This is a genomic window from Xanthobacter sp. ZOL 2024 (assembly GCF_052932325.1).
The window spans coordinates 1,316,266-1,335,243 of sequence record NZ_CM128808.1; the positions used below are offsets into that span (position 1 = coordinate 1,316,266).

The 18,978-nt window shown below is 67.8% G+C and carries 20 protein-coding genes; 12 read left to right on the forward strand and 8 right to left on the reverse strand.

Annotated elements, in window-relative coordinates; all coding sequences use genetic code 11:
• Positions 1-33: 33 nt before the first annotated feature.
• From ACU4E7_RS06265 to phnE (ACU4E7_RS06285), 5 genes are all read left to right on the forward strand, one after another.
• On the forward strand, positions 34-1,014 hold the full coding sequence (locus ACU4E7_RS06265; protein ID WP_447020992.1) for a polysaccharide deacetylase family protein: 981 nt from the start codon (positions 34-36) through the stop codon (positions 1,012-1,014).
• 497 nt (positions 1,015-1,511) lie between these two features.
• Entirely contained in the window at positions 1,512-2,324 is an 813-nt protein-coding gene (phnC, locus tag ACU4E7_RS06270) for a phosphonate ABC transporter ATP-binding protein (RefSeq protein ID WP_447020993.1), read from the forward strand.
• A 200-nt stretch (positions 2,325-2,524) separates the two neighbouring features.
• A complete protein-coding gene (gene phnD / locus ACU4E7_RS06275; RefSeq protein WP_447020994.1) occupies positions 2,525-3,433 on the forward strand; it encodes a phosphonate ABC transporter substrate-binding protein in 909 nt (302 codons plus the stop codon).
• A 78-nt stretch (positions 3,434-3,511) separates the two neighbouring features.
• Entirely contained in the window at positions 3,512-4,396 is an 885-nt protein-coding gene (phnE, locus tag ACU4E7_RS06280; RefSeq protein WP_447020995.1) for a phosphonate ABC transporter, permease protein PhnE, read from the forward strand.
• Positions 4,393-5,256 carry a phosphonate ABC transporter, permease protein PhnE gene (gene phnE / locus ACU4E7_RS06285; RefSeq protein WP_447020996.1) on the forward strand — a complete coding sequence of 288 codons (864 nt, stop codon included), beginning with the start codon at positions 4,393-4,395 and terminating at the stop codon, positions 5,254-5,256. Before phnE (ACU4E7_RS06280) ends, phnE (ACU4E7_RS06285) begins: the two co-directional genes overlap by 4 nt.
• 6 nt (positions 5,257-5,262) lie before the next feature.
• Here the strand turns inward: phnE (ACU4E7_RS06285) and phnF are convergent, their stop codons facing one another.
• Positions 5,263-6,048, reverse strand: a complete 786-nt coding sequence (phnF, locus tag ACU4E7_RS06290; protein ID WP_447020997.1) for a phosphonate metabolism transcriptional regulator PhnF — start codon at positions 6,046-6,048, stop codon at positions 5,263-5,265.
• A 168-nt stretch (positions 6,049-6,216) separates the two neighbouring features.
• Here phnF and phnG point away from each other — a divergent pair, with 168 nt between their 5' ends.
• The 7 genes from phnG to ACU4E7_RS06325 are packed head-to-tail and all read left to right on the forward strand — an operon-like array spanning position 6,217 to position 12,135.
• Positions 6,217-6,741, forward strand: a complete 525-nt coding sequence (gene phnG, locus ACU4E7_RS06295; protein WP_447020998.1) for a phosphonate C-P lyase system protein PhnG — start codon at positions 6,217-6,219, stop codon at positions 6,739-6,741.
• Positions 6,741-7,340 (forward strand): phosphonate C-P lyase system protein PhnH, encoded by a 600-nt coding sequence (gene phnH, locus ACU4E7_RS06300; protein WP_447020999.1) that lies wholly within the window; start codon positions 6,741-6,743, stop codon positions 7,338-7,340. The genes phnG and phnH overlap by 1 nt, the downstream gene beginning before the upstream one ends.
• Positions 7,341-7,373: 33 nt before the next feature.
• Positions 7,374-8,516: a carbon-phosphorus lyase complex subunit PhnI gene (locus tag ACU4E7_RS06305; protein ID WP_447021000.1), complete on the forward strand. Its 1,143-nt coding sequence runs from the start codon at positions 7,374-7,376 to the stop codon at positions 8,514-8,516.
• A 17-nt stretch (positions 8,517-8,533) separates the two neighbouring features.
• The gene (locus ACU4E7_RS06310) at positions 8,534-9,439 is read left to right on the forward strand and encodes an alpha-D-ribose 1-methylphosphonate 5-phosphate C-P-lyase PhnJ (protein WP_238123591.1); all 906 of its coding nucleotides are present in this window, start codon (positions 8,534-8,536) and stop codon (positions 9,437-9,439) included.
• The gene (gene phnK, locus ACU4E7_RS06315; protein ID WP_447021001.1) at positions 9,436-10,245 is read left to right on the forward strand and encodes a phosphonate C-P lyase system protein PhnK; all 810 of its coding nucleotides are present in this window, start codon (positions 9,436-9,438) and stop codon (positions 10,243-10,245) included. The genes ACU4E7_RS06310 and phnK overlap by 4 nt, the downstream gene beginning before the upstream one ends.
• On the forward strand, positions 10,242-10,955 hold the full coding sequence (gene phnL, locus ACU4E7_RS06320; RefSeq protein WP_447021002.1) for a phosphonate C-P lyase system protein PhnL: 714 nt from the start codon (positions 10,242-10,244) through the stop codon (positions 10,953-10,955). Before phnK ends, phnL begins: the two co-directional genes overlap by 4 nt.
• Before the next feature lie 28 nt (positions 10,956-10,983).
• Positions 10,984-12,135 (forward strand): alpha-D-ribose 1-methylphosphonate 5-triphosphate diphosphatase, encoded by a 1,152-nt coding sequence (locus tag ACU4E7_RS06325; RefSeq protein WP_447021003.1) that lies wholly within the window; start codon positions 10,984-10,986, stop codon positions 12,133-12,135.
• 417 nt (positions 12,136-12,552) lie between these two features.
• Here ACU4E7_RS06325 and sciP read toward each other — a convergent pair whose 3' ends face one another.
• The 7 genes from sciP to ACU4E7_RS06360 all read right to left on the reverse strand — a co-directional run bounded on the left by sciP (position 12,553) and on the right by ACU4E7_RS06360 (position 18,902).
• On the reverse strand, positions 12,553-12,828 hold the full coding sequence (gene sciP / locus ACU4E7_RS06330) for a CtrA inhibitor SciP (protein ID WP_012113328.1): 276 nt from the start codon (positions 12,826-12,828) through the stop codon (positions 12,553-12,555).
• A 363-nt stretch (positions 12,829-13,191) separates the two neighbouring features.
• Complete coding sequence (locus ACU4E7_RS06335) at positions 13,192-13,512, reverse strand: type II toxin-antitoxin system YafQ family toxin (RefSeq protein ID WP_447021004.1); 321 nt, start codon at positions 13,510-13,512, stop codon at positions 13,192-13,194.
• A complete protein-coding gene (locus tag ACU4E7_RS06340) occupies positions 13,487-13,762 on the reverse strand; it encodes a type II toxin-antitoxin system RelB/DinJ family antitoxin (RefSeq protein WP_447021005.1) in 276 nt (91 codons plus the stop codon). Before ACU4E7_RS06340 ends, ACU4E7_RS06335 begins: the two co-directional genes overlap by 26 nt.
• Before the next feature lie 152 nt (positions 13,763-13,914).
• Positions 13,915-15,996: a glycine--tRNA ligase subunit beta gene (gene glyS, locus ACU4E7_RS06345; RefSeq protein WP_447021006.1), complete on the reverse strand. Its 2,082-nt coding sequence runs from the start codon at positions 15,994-15,996 to the stop codon at positions 13,915-13,917.
• A gap of 11 nt (positions 15,997-16,007) precedes the next feature.
• A complete protein-coding gene (locus ACU4E7_RS06350) occupies positions 16,008-16,610 on the reverse strand; it encodes a cysteine hydrolase family protein (protein WP_447021007.1) in 603 nt (200 codons plus the stop codon).
• A complete protein-coding gene (locus ACU4E7_RS06355) occupies positions 16,607-17,554 on the reverse strand; it encodes a glycine--tRNA ligase subunit alpha (RefSeq protein WP_447021594.1) in 948 nt (315 codons plus the stop codon). The genes ACU4E7_RS06350 and ACU4E7_RS06355 overlap by 4 nt, the downstream gene beginning before the upstream one ends.
• A gap of 256 nt (positions 17,555-17,810) precedes the next feature.
• Positions 17,811-18,902, reverse strand: a complete 1,092-nt coding sequence (locus ACU4E7_RS06360) for a TRAP transporter substrate-binding protein (RefSeq protein ID WP_238123525.1) — start codon at positions 18,900-18,902, stop codon at positions 17,811-17,813.
• Between the last annotated feature and the right edge of the window lie 76 nt (positions 18,903-18,978).

Consider the following 18,978-nt stretch of genomic DNA (forward strand, 5'->3'; position numbering starts at 1 on the left):
GCCGGCCGCGTCGCTGCCTTGCCGAGACCGACCGTGCACCATCCTTCCTTTGCCTTCCGTGTCGCCGCCCTGCTGGGCGCGCTCCCGCTGCTCGCCGCCGCCCCCAGCCACGCCGCCGGGCCCGCCTGCTTCCCCCCGCAGAGCCTGGCTGCCCGCGCCGGCGAAGAAATCGTCCAGCCCCACCCGAAGTCCGAGCCCGTCACCTTGCCGGAGCTGGCGCTGGCCGCCGCCAAGCCAGTGCCCGCCGCTTTGCGCGGCTCCATCCGCCGGGTGGACCTGCCCGCCGGCCAGAAGCTCGTCGCCCTCACCTTCGATCTGTGCGAAGCCTCCGCAGAAACGTCCGGCTATGACGGGGCGCTGGTCGACTATCTGCGCGCCCAGGACATCCCGGCCACTTTCTTCGGCGGCGGCAAATGGCTGATGAGCCACCCGGAACGCGCCACCCAGCTGATCGCCGATCCGGACTTCGAGATGGGCAACCACACCTGGTCCCACGCCAATCTCACCGTGCGGACGGGCGAAGCCATGCGGCGGCAGGTGGATGACGCCGACATCGCCTTCTCCTTGCGCCGCAGAGACGCCGCCGCCCGTGCCTGCCCCCTCGCCAACGTGCCCCAGCGGCCAGACCTGTTCCGCTTTCCCTATGGCTCGTGCAGCGCCGAATCCCTCAATTATGTGAATGACACAGGCCACCTCGCCATCCAGTGGGACGTGGATTCCGGCGATCCCGCCTTTCTCGGCGCCAAGGTCATGGCCGAGGCCATGGGCCGGCAGATCAGGCCCGGCTCTATCGTGCTGATGCATGCCAATGGCCGCGGCAAGCACACGGCGGAGGCGTTGCGCCTGCTGATCCCGGCGCTGCGGGCCAAGGGCTACCGCTTTGTCACCGTCTCCGAACTGCTGGCCGCCGGCCGCCCGGTGATCGCCGACACCTGCTATTCGCTCAAGCCCGGTGACACCCGCGTCTATGACGAGGCGGCCCGAAGCGGCAAGCGCATCCTCGGCCCACGCTGACCCCGCGCCCCATAAACGCGGACGCCGAGGAGATCCCTCTCCCCGGCGCCGCGATCATCGATCCGACCTCAACTTTGTTGTGTTCTAGGGTCAGTGCGGGGGCTCCCCCGCGAGCCGGGGTCAAACCATGCCCAAAACGACCGCGCCAATGAAGGCGAAGGCGGCGCATGTCTCAAGCAAGGCGAACAGCTCCATGGGCATTGGGATCCCCCGCTGGATCGATACCGCAGCCGACCTTAACAAAGGTTAAGCCTTTGGAAAGATAAAAGTTGTGCTGCAGTGCAAGCCCCGCGACAGCATTGCAGCGCACGCTGAGACACAAAGAAAGACTTTTCATTCATTTGCGCTGGCGTTGCACTGCACCGCCGGCATTGAAGAAATATTTCGTCGCCCGGAGCGGAAGACGCGCCCCGGGTCTTTTCCGCGCCATCTCGGCTGCCGTCATACGCCTGTTGCGCACGCGGATTATCCGCACTGGAACGCAACGGAGCGAGCCGATGCTTGTGATCGAGGGCCTCAGTCGCCAGTTCGGCGACAAGGCGGCAGTCTCTGACGTCACCCTTCAGATCGGCCACGGCGCCTTCGTTGGAGTCATCGGCCGATCCGGAGCCGGCAAATCGACCCTGCTGCGCATGATCAACCGGCTGCAGGAGCCCTCCGCCGGCCGCATCAGCTTCGACGGGCGGGACGTGAGCGCCCTCAAGGGTGCGGCGCTGCGCCAGTGGCGCGCCCAGGCGGCCATGATCTTCCAGCAATTCAACCTGGTGGGCCGGCTCGATGTGCTCACGAACGTGCTCATGGGCCGGCTCGCCACCGCCCCTACCTGGCGGGCGCTGACCAAGATGTGGAGCGCGGACGACCGGGCTATCGCTTTGTCCGCCCTTGAGCAGTTCGACATCGCATCCCTGGCCGCCCAGCGCGCCGACAGCCTTTCCGGCGGCCAGCAGCAGCGGGTGGCCATCGCCCGTGCCCTGGCCCAGGAACCGGGCCTCATTCTCGCCGACGAGCCCATCGCCTCGCTCGATCCGCGCAACACCAAGATCGTCATGGACGCGCTTTTGCGCATCAACCGGCATTTCGGCATCACGGTGCTGTGCAATCTGCACTCCCTGGATCTTGCCCGCACCTATTGCGACCGGCTGGTGGGCATGGCCCAGGGCCGGGTGGTGTTCGACGGCGCGCCCGAGCAGCTCACCGACGCGGTGGCCCGCGACCTTTATGGGCTGGAAGCCGGCGAGGTGATGGAGCTCGCCCCCGCCCGCGCGCCGCAGGGCCTCGGCGTCACGCTACCCGGGGCCGTGCCCGCCTGACGTTCAGGAGCGCCGCCGCAACCTGCGCCACGGCCTGAAGCCGCGCGCCATGCCGACCGACGGGCTTCGACCGGCCGCGATGCCCGCCTTCGTGTGACGGCCGGATCCTGCCCGACATGGCCGCGCCAGACGCGGCCGACGGGTGTGCACGCGTTCTTTTTTCCGCGTTTTCAATGCTTCGTCCGACAGGAGCCCAAGCCATGTTGAACCGTCGTACCCTGATCGCGGCCGGCGCCGCGCTCGCCCTTTCCGTCGGCGCCGCCGGCGCGCAGGACTGGAAGGCGCAATATCCCGAGCTCACCTTCGCCATCATCCCGGCGGAGAACGCCACCGGCGTCACCGAGCGCTTCGCCCCGCTGATGGACTATCTCTCCAAGGAAATCGGCGTGCCGGTGAAGCTGCGCATCGCCAATGATTATGCGGCGGTGATCGAGGGCCAGCGGGCCGGCAACATCCACATTGCCTCCTATGGCCCGGCCTCGTTCGCCCGCGCGCTCAAGACCGGCGTGCCGGTGGAGGCCTTCGCCATCGAGGTGAATGGCGACGGCACCAAGGGCTATCATTCGGTGCTCTATGTGAAGGCCGACAGCCCCTACAAGTCCATCGAGGACCTCAAGGGCAAGAACCTGTGCCTGGTGGACCCCAACTCCACCTCCGGCAACAACGTGCCGCGCTTCGCCATGAACAAGATGGGCCTCAAGCCCGACGAATTCTTCGCCAAGGTGGTCTATGCCGGCTCGCATGAAAACGCGGTGATCGCCGTGCAGCAGGGCACCTGCGACGCCGCTTTCAACTGGTGGAACGACGAGAGCGAGTCGAACCTCAAGCGCATGGAGCGCAAGGGGATGGCGAAGTACGACGACTATCGGATCATCTACAAGTCCGACCTCATCGTGAACTCGCCTTACGCTTACATCACCACCATGCCGGCGGACCTGAAAGCCAAGATCCGCGACGCCTTCTTCTCCATCGGCAAGAACGACCCGGCCGCCTTCGAGAAGATCTATGAGGGCAAGTCCCAGCTCTGGCAGCCGGTGGACAACGAGGCCTACACCCCCATCATCGAGCTCATCACCTTCGTGGACGAGCTGCGCAAGAAGAAGTCCTGATCTCATCCGAAGGGCGGCCCCTCACGCGGGCCGCCCTTTTCTTTGCCCCTTGCCCCGCCCGTTTCGGAAAGGTCCGCCGTGCCCCATGCGGTCACCCTGCTGCCTGATGCGCAGATCGCCACGCTGACGCGGACCTACGAGGCCGCCGTGCAGGCGCGGCGCCGCGCCAGCCTCATGGTGGCGGCGGTGATCCTGGTCTGCACCGTGCTGGCCGGCTGGGTGGGGGAGGTGAAGCCTCTGGTCTTCATCGCCCATGCCGACCGGCTCACCGGTTATTTCTGGCAAATCCTGCCCACCCTGCACTGGCAGACGCTGGGGGCGGACCTTGCCGAATGGTATTGGAACCTCGACCACTGGCTGAAGCTGCTGGTGGACACCCTGCTCATCGCCTATCTCGGCACCCTCTTGGGCGCCATCGGCGCCTTTGCGTTGTGTTTTCTCGCCAGCGCAAATCTGGTGCGCAATCCGCTCATCCGCCTCAGCGCGCGCCGTTTCCTGGAATTCTGCCGCACGGTGCCGGAGCTGGTGTTCGCGCTGCTGTTCGTGGTGGCATTCGGGCTCGGCCCCATGCCCGGGGTGCTGGCGCTGGCCATCCACACCATGGGCTCGCTCGGCAAGCTGTTCGCCGAGGTGGTGGAGAATATCGACATGAAGCCGGTGGAGGGCGCCACCGCCGCCGGCGCCTCCTGGACCGAGACGGTGCGCTTCGCCGTGGTGCCGCAAGTGCTCTCCAATTTCGCCTCTTACGGCCTGCTGCGCTTCGAGATCAACGTGCGCGAAGCCTCCATCATGGGGTTCGTGGGGGCCGGCGGCATCGGCCAGGACCTCATCGAGGCCATCCGCAAATTCTATTATTCCGACGTCTCCGCCATCCTGCTCCTCATCATCGCGACGGTGATGCTGATCGACCTCGGCACCGAGAAGCTCAGGCACCGCCTCATCGGCTTTGGAGAGCCGCGATGAACCGCGCCCGCATCCAGCCCGCCGCCGCCGACCACGCGCGCCTCGCCGCCGCTTTTCCCGAGGCCATGGCGCCGGACCCCGCCAGCCGGGTGCGCCTCCTCGTCACCGCCGGCGCGGCGCTGGCCCTCGCACTGTTCGGCTTCTGGCACCTGGGCTTCAATTTCGATCGGCTGGGCACCGGCCTCGGCCAGCTCGCCCATTTCATCACCTTGATGATGCCGCCCGATCCCGGCGCCCAGCTGCCGCTCTACATCCACGCGCTGTGGGAAACCCTGGCCATCGCTTTCCTGGGCACCCTGCTGGGGGCGGTGATCGCCTTTCCGTTCGGCTTTCTCGCGGCCAAGAACGTCATTCCCAACATCTTCGCCCATTTCGCCGTGCGCCGGGTGCTCGACACCGTGCGCGGCGTGGATAAATTGATCTGGGCGCTGATCTACGTGACGGTGGTGGGCCTCGGCCCGTTCGCCGGCATCCTCGCCATCGCCACCGCCAGCATCGGCGAATTGGGCAAACTGTTCTCCGAAGCGGTGGAGGCCCTGGACCGGAAGCCGGTGGAAGGGGTCACCGCCAGCGGCGGCTCGCCCATGGCGGCGGTGCGGTTCGGCATGCTGCCCCAGGTGCTGCCGGTGCTGGCGAGCCAGTTGCTCTATTATTTCGAATCCAACGCCCGCCAATCCACCATCGTCGGCATTGTCGGCGCCGGCGGGCTCGGCCTGCACCTCGCCGAGCAGATCCGGGTGCTGGAATGGCAGAAGGTGTCGTTCCTGATCCTGATGATGCTGGTGATGGTGGGGGTGATCGACTTCATCTCCTCCCGCCTGCGCTTCGCCATCATCGGCCGCGCGCCGACCAGCGTCTGAGCCCGTTTAAGGCTTGAACACCAGCTGCACCCGGTCGGCGGCGAAGGCGGAGCGGCCCCATTGCAGCGGTCGCCCGTTCGGCTCCACATCCACCCGCTCCAGCACCATCACCGCGCGGCCGGGCGCAAGGCACAGCTGCTCCATCTCCCGTGCCGTGGCCGGGCGGGCGGTGAGCCGGGTTTCGCGGCGGCGATAATCCTCGATGCCCAGCGTGGCCAAGGCCCGGGTGAGGGAGCCGGTGGCGGCATAGACGAGATCGAGATCGGGGCAGCGGGCCGCCACGAAATAGGCGCAGCCCATGGAGATGGGCACCCCATCGGCCTCATGGACACTCTCGATGCGCAGCACCGGCGTGCCTTCCGCCACCGCCAGCTCTCGCGCCACTTCGGCATCGGCGGGCTCCACCCGGGCCTCCAGGAAGCGGCCGAACGGCTCGCGGCCGCCGGCCGCGACGATCTCCGAGAAGCGGGTGCGCGGGCCAATGGGATAGCGCAGCGGCGGCTCCTTCACGAAGGTTCCGCGCCCCGCCGTCGCCTCGATCAGGCCGGCCTCCGCCAAAGCGGCGAGGGCGCGCCGGAGCGTGTGACGATTGACGCCGAAGGCCCGCGCCAGATCCGCCTCCACCGGCAACCGCTCCCCCGGACGCCAGCGGCCGGACACAATGTCCGCCTCCAGCCGCTCGGCGATCTGCCGCCAAACGGTGACGCCCGTGCCGCGCGGCACGCTGCCGGCCGGCAGGTCCTCAACGCCACCCGTCCCAGCGCCGGAGGGCGCGTCCTCGTCGTCCGTCATCGGAATGTGACCATCCGCCCGCACACTGCGTCCCATTCCAGCCACTCTGCCCTCCCCGATGCCCTTTTGGCAATCTTTGAACATTTGTATAGACTATTAGACAAATAGGGTCTAGTGAAGCGTCCGTGATGCCGCCGCGGCTGGTGCCGCCCTGCGATCGAGACCGCCATGATCCCCGACACCCCACCTGAGGCTGCGGCGACACCGGCCGGCGCCCCCGGTTTTCCCCTTCCCCCCACCGATGGCGCGACTCCAGAGGTGGCCCAGCGCCAGGCGGTGATGGGCCTCCTCAACCGCGCCACCCTCGCCGAACTGCAGGCCGCCATCGAGCGCTTCCAGCCGCTGCCGAAGGTGCATGTGATGCGGCCGCCGGAGGTGGGGCTGGTGATGGTGCAGGGCCGCACCGGCGGCGATGGCGCTCCCTTCAATCTCGGCGAAGCCACCGTGACCCGCGCCGCCGTGCATCTGGATGGCGGCGCCACCGGCGTCTCCTATCTGCTCGGCCGCGCGCCGGAAAAAGCCAAGGCCGCCGCGCTGCTCGATGCCCTGTGGCAGGACCCGGCCCTGCGCATCGCGGTGGAGGATGCCCTGCGGCCACTGCGCCGGCGGCTCGCCGCAGAGGCCGCCCGCGCCCGGCAGGACACCGACGCGACGCGGGTGAACTTCTTCACCATGACCCGGGGAGAAGACTGATGGGCATCGCCGCCCCCGCCACCGGCTTCGCTGAACCCGTGCATGAGTCCCAGCGCACCTTCGTCGCCCTCATGTGGGCCATGGCAGAGCCCGCTTTGCCCCGCCCCCTCGCCAGCGCGCTCACCCCGCCGGCGCCGCTCTCCCCCGAGCTTGCCGCCGTGGCCCTGACGCTGCTCGATTATGAAACGCCCTTCTTCCTCGATGGGCCCCTCGCCATCGCCCCGGTGGCGGCGTTCCTGCGCTTTCACACCGGCGCCCCGCACACCCTGGTGGCCGCCGAAGCCCGTTTCGTGCTGTGTGCCGACGCCGGGGCGCTGCCGGACTTCGCCACCCTCGCCCAGGGCACGGCGGACTACCCGGACCGCTCGGCCACGGTGCTGGCGCAGGTGGACCGCTTCACCGCCGGCCCGCTGATCTTCTCCGGCCCCGGCATTCCCGACACCCGCCGCTTCGGTGCCGAACCGCTGCCGGCGGACCTCGCCGCCCGGCTCGCCGCCAATGCTGCCCTTTTCCCGCTCGGCATCGATCTGGTGCTGTGCGCGCCCGGCACCGTCGCCGCCTTGCCGCGCACCACCCGGCCGGTGACGCCGAACCCCTGACGTTCCCCCCATCAGCCTGCGGAGACTGACATCATGTATGTGGCCGTCAAAGGCGGTGAGGACGCCATCCGCAATGCCCATGACCTGCTGGCCCGCACCCGGCGGGGCGATCCCGGCGTGCCGGAGATCGGCCTCGACCAGATCGCCGAGCAGCTGGGCCTCGCCGTGGACCGGGTGATGGCCGAGGGCTCGCTCTATGATCGCGACCTCGCCGCCCTCGCCATCAAGCAGGCGCGGGGTGACCTCATCGAGGCGATCTTCCTCGCCCGCGCTTTCCGCACCACCTTGCCGCGGTTCGGCACCAGCGTGCCGGTGGACACCACCGCCATGGCCATCCGCCGGCGCATCTCCGCCACCTTCAAGGATCTGCCCGGCGGCCAAGTGCTGGGCCCCACCTTCGACTACACCCACCGCCTGCTCGACCAGGGCCTCGCCACCACCGCGCAGACCACCGTGAAGAAACCGGCAGCCTCGGCCTCCGAGCCCACCGGCGAGGAGGCTCCCGTCGCCTCACCTCCCATGCCCCGGGTGACCGATCTTCTGGGCGATGAAGGCCTGATCGAGCCCGCGCCGGCGGACGACGGGACGGCGCCCACCGACATCACCCGCACGCCGCTCAGCTTTCCCGCCGGCCGGCCGACACGGCTGCAGGCGCTGGCGCGGGGCGACGAGGGCTTTCTGCTGGCGCTCGGCTATTCCACCCAGCGCGGCTATGCCAGAAGCCACCCGTTCGTGGGGGAGATCCGCTTCGGCACGGTGGAGGTGAGCCTGCCGGTGGAGGAGCTGGGCTTTGCCGTGCCGCTCGGCGACATCACCCTCACCGAGTGCCAGAACATCAATCAGTTCAAGGGCTCGGCCACCACCCCGCCGCAGTTCACCCGGGGCTATGGGCTGGTGTTCGGCCAGTCGGAGCGCAAGGCCATGTCCATGGCGCTGGTGGACCGGGCGCTACGCTTCGCCGAATTGGGGGAGGAGAAGACCGCCCCCGCCCAGGACGAGGAATTCGTCCTCTCCCATTGCGACAATGTGCAGGCCACCGGCTTCGTGGAGCATCTGAAGCTGCCCCATTACGTGGACTTCCAGGCCGAGCTGGAGCTGGTGCGCCGCATGCGCGCCGCCCATGCCACGGACGAGGCCGCCGGCGCCCCCGTTCCCACTCAGGAGGCCGCGGAATGACACGCCCTGCCACCGCCATGCCGGCCATTTCCTACAATTTCGCCTATCTCGACGAGCAGACTAAACGGATGATCCGGCGGGCGATTTTGAAGGCCATCGCCATTCCCGGCTATCAGGTGCCGTTCGCCGGCCGCGAGATGCCCATGCCCTATGGCTGGGGCACCGGCGGGGTGCAGGTGACCGCCGCGCTGCTCGGCGCCGACGACGTTCTGAAGGTGATCGACCAGGGCTCGGACGACACCACCAATGCGGTGGCGCTCCGCACCTTTTTCGAGACCACGGCGGGGGTGAAGACCACCTCCCACACGGCGGAGGCAAACGTTATCCAGACCCGCCACCGCATTCCCGAAACTCCGCTCAAACCCGGGCAGGTGCTGGTTTATCAGGTGCCGATCCCGGAGCCGCTGCGGTTCCTGGAGCCGCGCGAGACCGAGACCCGCAAGCTCCATGCCTTGTCGGACTACGGGCTGATTCACGTGAAACTCTATGAGGACATCGCCCGCCACGGCCATATCGCCACCACCTATGCCTATCCGGCGACGGTGAACGGCCATTATGTGATGGACCCCTCCCCCATCCCCAAGTTCGACAACCCCAAAATGGACCACTCCCCGGCCCTGCAAGTGTTTGGCGCCGGCCGCGAAAAGCGCATTTACGCGGTGCCGCCCTACACCTCGGTGGTGCCCTTGGATTTCGCGGACCACCCCTTCACCGTCCAGCGCTTTTCCCAGCCCTGCGCCTTGTGTGGGGCCGAAGGGGTCTATCTCGACGAGGTGATCCTCGATGACCAAGGCGGGCGCATGTTCGTGTGCTCGGACACCGATTATTGCGCCGGCCGGCAGGCCGAGGGGCACACCGGCACCCTGAGCGCGCCTGATGCGCCGACGCGGGCCGACGAGGGGCCGAAGGAGGGCTGCTCATGACCTCATCCGCCATGCCTCGGCCGAAGGCCGACGACGAGGCACCGCTGCTCGTCGCGGAGAAGCTGACGCGCTTCTACGGCGCCCGCCTCGGCTGCCGCGAGGTGGATCTCACCCTCCATCCGGGGGAGGTGCTGGCCATCGTCGGCGAATCCGGCTCCGGCAAGTCGACCCTGCTCTCCCTCCTCTCCACCGAGCTCGCCGCCAGCTCCGGCCGGGTGCTCTACCGCCAGCGCGACGGGGTCACCCGGGATCTCGCCACCCTCTCGGAGGCGGAGCGGCGCCTGCTGCTGCGCACCGACTGGGGCTTCGTGCGCCAGCATGCGGAGCAGGGGCTGCGCATGGCGGTCTCGGCTGGCGGCAATGTAGGCGAGCGGCTGATGGCGGTGGGCGGGCGCCACTATGGCGCCATCCGCCAGGAGGCCGTGGACTGGCTCGGCCGGGTGGAGATCGAAGCCGACCGGGTGGACGACGACCCGCGCAGCTTTTCCGGCGGCATGCGCCAGCGGCTGCAAATCGCCCGCAACCTCGTGACCCGGCCGCGGCTCGTCTTCATGGACGAGCCCACCGGCGGGCTCGATGTGTCGGTGCAGGCGCGGCTTCTGGACCTCATCCGCTCCCTGGTGGCGCAGTTCGGCCTGGCGGTGGTGATCGTCACCCACGACCTCGCGGTGGCGCGGCTGCTCTCCCACCGCATCATGGTCATGAAATCCGGCCGGGTGATCGAGGAGGGCCTCACCGACCAGGTGCTGGACGATCCCCGCGAACCCTATACCCAGCTCCTCGTCTCCTCGGTGCTCGTGCCATGATGGACCACACGATGGATGCCGCCCCCCTGCTCAGCGTCGAGGCCATCGCCAAGAGCTTCACCCTGCATTTGCAGGAGGGGCTGCGGCTGCCGGTGGTGGCGGGGGTGTCCTTCACCCTCCAGCCGGGGGAATGCGTCGCCCTCGGCGGGCCATCGGGGGCCGGCAAGAGCTCCATTCTCAAGATGATCTACGGCAATTACCGCACCGATGCCGGCCATATCCGCGTGGCCGACGGCACGGAGCAGGTGGACGTGGCCACCGCCGCGCCGCGCCGCATGCTGCGGCTGCGGCAGCAGCGCATCGGCTATGTGAGCCAATTCCTGCGGGTGATCCCCCGCGTCGCCGCCCTCGACGTGGTGGCCGAGCCGCTGCTCGCCGAAGGGGTGGCGCCGGAGGCTGCCCGCGCCCGGGCCGGCGCTCTGCTCACCCGCCTCAACCTGCCGGAACGGCTGTGGCTTCTGCCGCCGGCCACCTTCTCCGGCGGCGAGCAGCAGCGGGTGAACGTGGCACGCGGCTTCATCGGCCGCCAGCCGCTGCTGCTTCTGGACGAGCCCACCGCCTCCCTCGATGCCGCCAACCGCGCCGTGGTCATCGACCTCATCGCCGAAAAGAAGGCGGCGGGCTGCGGCCTGCTCGGCATCTTCCATGATGCCGAGACCCGGGCGGCGGTGGCCGACCGGGTGGTGGACGTGACCCGCTTTTCCGCCTGAGCGACCCGCCTGGCATAAGGATGACACCATGACCGAACACGTGCTCACCAACGCCCGCCTGATCCTGGCGGAAGAGATGGTGCACGGCCATGTGCGCCTGGTGGATGGGCGCATCGCCGAGATCGGCACCGGCGCTGCGCCGGCGGGGGCGGAGGCGAGGGCGGAAGATTGCGGCGGGGATTATGTGCTGCCTGGCCTCATCGAGCTGCACACCGACCATGTGGAGGGCCATCTGGCGCCGCGGCCCAAGGTGAAATGGAACCCGCTCGCCGCCGTGCTCGCCCATGATGCGCAAATCGCCACCGCCGGCATCACCACCGTGTTTGATTCCCTGCGGGTGTGGCCGGACAAGAAGGCGGTGGGCATGGATGGGGATGCCCCGACCCTCATCGCGGCTCTGGAGGCCGCCCGCGCCGCCGATGCGCTCAGGGCCGACCACCGCATTCACCTGCGCTGCGAAGTGGCCACCGATACGGTGGTGGAGGATGCCGCCGCCCTCATGGCGAAAACCCCCATCCACCTCGTTTCCCTCATGGATCACACCCCGGGCCAGCGCCAGTTCGCCAGCGTCGAGCAGTTCCGCAGCTATTACATGAAGAAGAGCGGCATCTCCGCCGACGAGGCGGATGTCATCGTCGCCACCCGCATGGAATATCACAGCCTTTATGCCCGCAAGAACCGGGCGGGGCTGGTGGCCCTGGGCCACGCCCATGGCTGCATTCTGGCAAGCCATGATGACGCCACCCCCGAGCACGTGGCGGAGGCCATCGGCGATGGCGTCGCCATTGCCGAATTCCCCACCACCGAGGAGGCGGCGCGACTCTCCCACGAGGCCGGCATCCGGGTGCTCATGGGCGCGCCCAATCTGGTGCGCGGCGGCTCCCACACGGGCAACGCCTCCGCCGCGGCGCTGGCGCGGGCCGGCCTGCTCGACATCCTTTCCTCGGATTACGTGCCGGCGAGCCTGCTGTGGTCGGCCTTCGACCTCGCCCGCCGGGTGCCGCGCCTCTCCCTGCCGCACGCCGTGCAGCGGGTGACCAAGACCCCGGCCGAGGTGGTGGGCCTCACCGATCGCGGCGAGATCGCCCCCGGCAAGCGGGCCGATCTGCTGCGGGTGGCCCTGGCGGGGGAGATCCCGGTGGTGCGGGCCGTCTACCGGGAAGGGCGGCGGGTCGCCTGACCAGCCCGCCGTTCGGCGGCGCGTCTCGCACCCATCGACATTCAAGCGAGAACGGCCTGTTGAAGGGCGCATCCCCTCTCCCGCTTGCGGGGGAGGGCAAGGGAGGGGGCCGGGACGCGACCAATGGCACCGGCCTTTGATGTTCAATACATTTTCGATTCCCGGCGCTGCGCTTCACCTCACGGCCGGGCTGCCAGCTCCAGCGTTTTGCCCCCTCCCCACCCCTCCCCCGCACGCGGGAGAGGGAGCTCGACGGCGCCGTACACGGGGGACAGCGCAGGAACCGAGCCGCCGCTCCATCGCGATCGAACCTCACCAAAAATCAAAGGCCGACAGGCGAAGAGCCCATCGGCCTTTGGTGAACGCCGTGCGGCGCCTGCCCCCCTCTCGCCCCGGCGTGGAACCGGGCCGACCGCATCACTGCCGGTAATGCTGGATGCGCGTGGTGCGCAGCCCCGGCAGACCGTGGCGGTCGATGGAGGCCTGCCAGGAGAGGAATTCGTCCACGGTCAGAGTATAGCGCTTGCACGCCTCTTCCAGGGACAGAAGACCTCCCCGCACCGCTGCCACCACCTCCGCCTTGCGGCGGATGACCCAGCGCCGCGTGTCGGGCGGCGGCAGGTCGGCGATGGTCAACGGACCACCATCAGGGCCGATTACGTATTTTACCCTCGGCCGATAGGCATCGGTCATTGTTACGCCACCTGTTACTCAACTCAACACAGGGGTTAACCTCGCCGAAGGCCATGAAAAAATTGCTAAGAGGAAGAAGAAGATGTTGTTTACTTCGATTAATGACTCGTGAACGCGTGCAAATGAAGAAATATAGAGAAAGACGAAATAGTTTCTATTTCTGACTTTCGCGCTTCAACAAAGTGCTTTTGCCGCCTTTCCGCGACCGATGTCACAGCTTCGCCAGGTAAAAAAATCTGACGCTGCGCAAGCATGGTACCTTCGTAAGGAGGCCTCAAGCGTGCACGCAGCCCCCACCACACGCAAAAACGGCCCGGTCGCGGGGACCGGACTGCCATCACAACGGCCCCTTCGGGCTGCCGATCACTCAAAGAGGTCCGCGTGCGTTCCCGCGCGAACAAAATTGATCTGATGTCCGTCCACTTGATAGATCAGCAGGAAATCACCGCCGATGTGGCACTCGCGGTGATCGGCCCATACGCCCTTCAACGGATGATCCAGCCATTCGGGCTCGAGCGGCCCGTCATTGGCGACCAGCAGCAGCATGAGTTCTTTCAGGCGCACCATGTCATAGCGCCCGGAGCGGGAGAGGCGCTCCCAGTCCTTCACGAACGACTTCGTGAAATCGCAGGCTCTGAGAGGCTTCGCCCGCTTCCTGTCAGCGGGCTTTCTTGTCGAGGGCATCGATCAGGTCCTGCCCCGCGTGGAAGCGGGCCTGTCGCGCCGCCAGCATGGCGCGGGATTCGGCCATGGCAGCCTGTGTCTCGGCGTTCGGAATCTTCAATTCCAGCGGCAAAGCCTTGTCACGGGCAACGCGCGTCAGGGTGAGGCGCACCGCGTCCGAAATGGTCAGCCCGAAATAGCTCAGGACGGCCTCGGCCTCCGCCTTCACCTGCTCATCAACCCGGGCGCGTACAAATGCGGTCGTCGCCATGACGTGTCTCCCTCTCGCCCCTATGTAGCTCAATTGAGCAACACAAACAAGGACGGCGGCGACATCACCGACGGCTCATGTCCCTGATCGCCGACGCAAAAACGGCCCGGTCGCGGGGACCGGGCCGTTCAGATGGCAGCAGGGCCGGCAGATCAGCCGGCGATGCGGTCGAAATCGGCGATGGCGCGGGTGGCGGTGCGGATCTCGTCCAGGAGCTTCAGCCGGTTCTCGCGCAGGGCCGGGTCCTCGGCATTCACCGTCACCGCCTCGAAGAAGGCATCGACGGGGGCCCTGAGATCCGCGAGGGCGGTCATGGCGGTCTCGAAATCCTCCTTCAGGAGGGCGGCCTTCATGCGCTCCTTCACCGCGTCCATGGCGGCGGCGAGCTTTTCCTCGGCCTCTTCCTTCAGCAAGGTGGCGTCGGTGGGGCCCTGGTAGGTGCGGCCGTCCTTCTTCTCCTCGATGCGCAGGATGTTCACCGCGCGCCGATAGCCGGCCAGCAGGGTCTTGCCGTCCTCGGTCTCCAGGAAGCGGGCCAGCACCGTCATGCGGCTCACCAGCAGGAACAGGTCGTCCTGCCCCTCCAGAGCGAACACCGCATCCACCAGATCCACCCGCGCCCCATTCTCGCGCAGATGCACCTTCAGCCGATCGGCGAAGAAGGAGAGGAGATCGCCCTGCCAGGGGCCGGGGCTCGCCTGCGGCAGCACTTCGGCGGCAGCGGCGATGAGGCTCGAGAGCCGCAGCCGCAGCCCGTTCTCCAGCACCATGCGGATCACGCCCAGCGCGGCGCGGCGCAGCGCATAGGGGTCCTTCGATCCGGTGGGCTTTTCGTCGATGGCCCAGAAGCCCACCAGAGTGTCGAGCTTGTCGGCCAGGGCCACCGCCACGGAGACGGGGGCCTTGGGCACGCGGTCGCTCGGGCCCTGGGGCTTGTAATGCTCCTCGCAGGCGGCGGCGATCTCCGGGGCGAGGCCTTCGCCCTGCGCATAATAGCGGCCCATGAGGCCCTGCAATTCGGGGAACTCGCCCACCACCTCGGTGACGAGGTCCGCCTTGGCGAGCCGCGCCGCCTCCGCCGCCAGCGCCGGATCGGCCCCCACCTCGGGAGCGATGATCGCGGCGAGCTTCGCGATGCGGGCGATGCGGGCCGCCTGGGTGCCGAGCTTCTCGTGGAAGGTGATGTGCTCGAACTTCGGCAGCCGGCTCTCCAGGCTGTGGGCCCGGTCCGTATCCCAGAAGAATTTGGCGTCCGACAGCCGCGCCCGGATCACCCGCCCGTTGCCGGAGACGATGGCCGCACCGCCGTCGCTCGCCACCAGATTGGAGATCAGGATGAAGCGGTTGGCGAGGCGCCCGGTCTTGGGGTCCTTCAGCACGAAGCATTTCTGGTTGGCGCGGATGGTGGCGCGGATCACCTCATCGGGAATGTCGAGGAAACGCTCCTCGAACGACCCCATGAGCACCACCGGCCATTCCACCAGGCCGCAGACCTCCTCCAGAAGGCCCTCGTCCTCCACCAGATCGAGCCCGGCGGCCAACGCCAAATCCTTGGCATCGTTGAGGATGATGGCCTTGCGGCGGTCGCGGTCGGCCACCACCTTGGCGGCCTCCAGCTTCGCCATCCAATCGTCCAGCCGCTTCACGGTGAAGGGCGCGGGCGCCATGAAGCGATGGCCGCGGGTGACGTTGGAGGAGACGATGTCGTCCACCGCGAAGCGCACCACTTCCGGCTCGTCACCCTCGGAACCGAAGGTGCACAAAATGGTGTGCAGCGGCCGCACCCAGCGCAGGGAGCCCGAGCCCCAGCGCATGGATTTCGGCCAGGGGAAGGCGCGCACGATCTCCGGAATGATCTCGGCGATCACCTCCGGCGTGGTGCGGCCGGCCTTCTCGATGACCGCCACATAGAAGTCGCCCTTCTTGGGGTCCGACTGGATCTTCGCCTCGTCGATGGAGGCAAGGCCCGCGCTCTTGAGGAAGCCGGCGAGCGCCGCCTCGGGCGCGCCGACGCGGGGGCCCTTCTTCTCCTCCTTCTGGTCCGCCTGCTTGCCCGGCAGGCCGTGCACCGCCAGCGCCAGCCGGCGCGGCGTCACGAAGGCTTTCGCGCCTTCGTAGATCAGGCCGCGATCCACCAGCGCATCGGTGACGAGCTTGCGCAGGGTGTCGGCCGCCTGCGCCTGCATGCGGGCGGGGATTTCCTCGGAGAAGAGTTCAAGCAGAAGATCGGGCATGGGGCTGATTTTCAGGCAATCTCGGCCGTCGTGACGACGGTGGCGAAGCGATCGGCGAGCTCCGCGAGCGCGGTGCGATGAATGTCGGTGGCGGCGATGTCCGGCCCGCCCAGCGGATCCGGCAGCGTTCGGGTGGCGACGGCATCGGCCACCACGAAGGTGGTGAAGCCGAAGTCCAGCGCGTCCCGGGCCGTGGTGCTCACGCACATATGGGTCATGAAGCCGGCCAGGATCAGGTCGGGCCGGCCGGTGGCGGCGAGCCGCTCCTCAAGGTCGGTGCCGGCAAAAGAGCTGGGCAAGGTCTTTTCCACCACCGCCTCCCCCGCCACCGGCAGGGCCGGCGCGGCAAAGGCGAAGCCCGTCCGCTCGGGATCGAACGGACCGCCGGAGCCGGCACGGCCGCGGTGGGCCACATGGATCACCGGCGCGCCCGCCGCCCGGACCGCCGCCAGCAGCCGGCCGATGGCCGCGAGCGCCGGGCCGACGCCCTCCAGCGGCAGCATGCCGTCCACATATTCGCGCTGGGCGTCGATGATCACCACCGCGGCGCGGCCCAGCACCGGCTTGTGCTGCGGCGCGCCGGAAAGCTGAAACAGGGTCTTGGCGCCGCTCATGATCGCGCCCCGCTCACGTCGGCGCCGCCGCCGGCGGTCTTCAGCCAGGCGGCGCCGCAGGCCTTGGCCAGCTCGCGCACCCGCAGAATGTAGCTCTGCCGCTCGGTCACCGAGATGACGCCGCGGGCATCCAGCAGGTTGAACACGTGGGAGGCCTTGATGCACTGGTCATAGGCCGGCAGCGCCATCAGGTGCCGCTCGCCATCGGCGCCCGCCGCCAGGTATTTGGTGCAGGCGCCCTCCGCCATGCGGAACTGCTCCAAGAGCATGTCGGTATCGGCATATTCGAAATTGTGCCGGGAATATTCCTGCTCGGCCTGCAGGAACACGTCGCCATAGGTGGTCTTCTCCGACCCCTCGCGGCCGTTGAAATTGAGGTCGTAGACGTTCTCGACCCCCTGCACATACATGGCGAGGCGTTCGAGCCCATAGGTCAATTCGCCGGAAACCGGCGCGCACTCGAAGCCCGCCACCTGCTGGAAGTAGGTGAATTGCGAGACTTCCATGCCGTCGCACCAGCACTCCCAGCCGAGCCCCCAGGCGCCCAGGGTCGGGCTTTCCCAATCGTCCTCCACAAAGCGCACGTCGTGCAGCTTGAGATCGACGCCGATGGCCTCCAGGGACTTCAGATACAGCTCCTGCAGGTTTTCCGGCGAGGGCTTCAGGATCACCTGGAACTGGTAATAATGCTGCAGCCGGTTGGGGTTCTCGCCATAGCGCCCGTCCTTGGGGCGGCGCGAGGGCTGCACATAGGCCGCCTTCCAGTGCTTGGGGCCGAGCGCCCGCAAGGTGGTGGCGGGATGGAAGGTGCCGGCGCCCACCTCCATGTCGTAGGGCTGGAGGATGACGCAGCCCTGGTCCGCCCAGAAGCGCTGAAGGGTCAGCAGCAGGGCCTGGAAGGAACGGTCGGGCCGCATATGCGGCGGAAGGGCGGGGTCGATCATCTCAAGGCTCGCGACGAGGAAACCGGCGACGGCGCGGGCCCCGATGGCGGCGGCCAAGGCCGCGCCCGGCCGCTCGCGCCGAGGAAGCGGGCGCGAAGACTGCGCCGCCATGGGGCCGGACACTAGTTTTTCGCCCCGCCGATAGCAAGGGAAGCGGCGCGATGGGCCCTTCCCCCGCACGCGGGCTAAGGACAGGGGGCAAAGAAAAGCCCCGGCGCGCGGGCACGCCGGGGCAAAAGACTCAGGCGGAGCGCGATCAGCCGCGGGCGCGGGCGCGCACCATGAAGTCGTCATAGGTGAACTCGACGATCTGCCACCACAGATAGCCGTTGTTGCGGAACGCCTTCACGTCGTCCCAGATCTTCTTGAACTCGGGGTTCTTGGCGGAGATTTCGTCATAGAGGCTGTGCGCCGCCTTATAGGCCGCGTCCAGCACGTCGTTGGGATAGCGGCGCAGCTGGGTGCCGGACTTCACCAGGCTCTGGATGGCGATGGGGTTCTTGGCATCGTAGCTCGCCAGCATGCTCTCGTTGGCACGGGCGCAGGCGGATTCGAGGGCCGAGCGATAGGCCTTCGGCAGCTTCTCCAGCTCTTCGAGGTTGAAGAAGAAGTTCAGGGCCGCGCAGCCTTCCCACCAGCCGGGGTAATAATAATACTGCGCCACCTTATAGAGGCCGAGCCGCTCGTCGTCATAGGGGCCGACCCACTCGGCGGCGTCGATGGTGCCCTTCTCCAGCGCCGGGTAGATGTCGCCGCCGGCCAGCTGCTGCGGCACCACGCCGAGCTTGGCCATCACCTGGCCGCCCATGCCGGCGATGCGCATCTTGAGGCCCTGCAGGTCGGCGACCGACTTGATCTCCTTGCGGAACCAGCCGCCCATCTGGCCGCCGGTGTTGCCGCCGGGCAGCATGTAGACGCCGTACTTCTTGTAGAAGTCGTTAAGCAGATTGAGGCCGTTGCCGAACAGGAACCAGGCGTTGGTCTGACGGGTGTTCAGCGAGAACGGAATGGCGGTGCCGAGACCGAAGGTCGGGTCCTTGCCCACATAGTAATAGGACGCCGAGTGGCACATCTCGACGGTCTTGTTCTGGGTGGCGTCCAGCGCCTGCAGGCCGGGCACGATCTCGCCGGCGGCGAACACCTGGATCTGGAACTTGCCCTCGGTGGCCTCCGACACCGCCTTGGCCATCAGCTCGGCGGCGCCATAGATGGTGTCGAGGGACTTGGGGAAGGACGAGGTGCAGCGCCACTTCACTTCCGGCATCGTCTGGGCGATGGCCGGCATGGCGACGGCGGTGGAGGCGACGGCACCGGCGCCAGCGGCGGTGAGGAAATCACGGCGTTTCATGGAGCAGCTCCCTAGAACGTCTTTGGCGACGCGACCCGACCGCACGGGGTGAAGCGGCGTCTTGGCCCTATCTAGA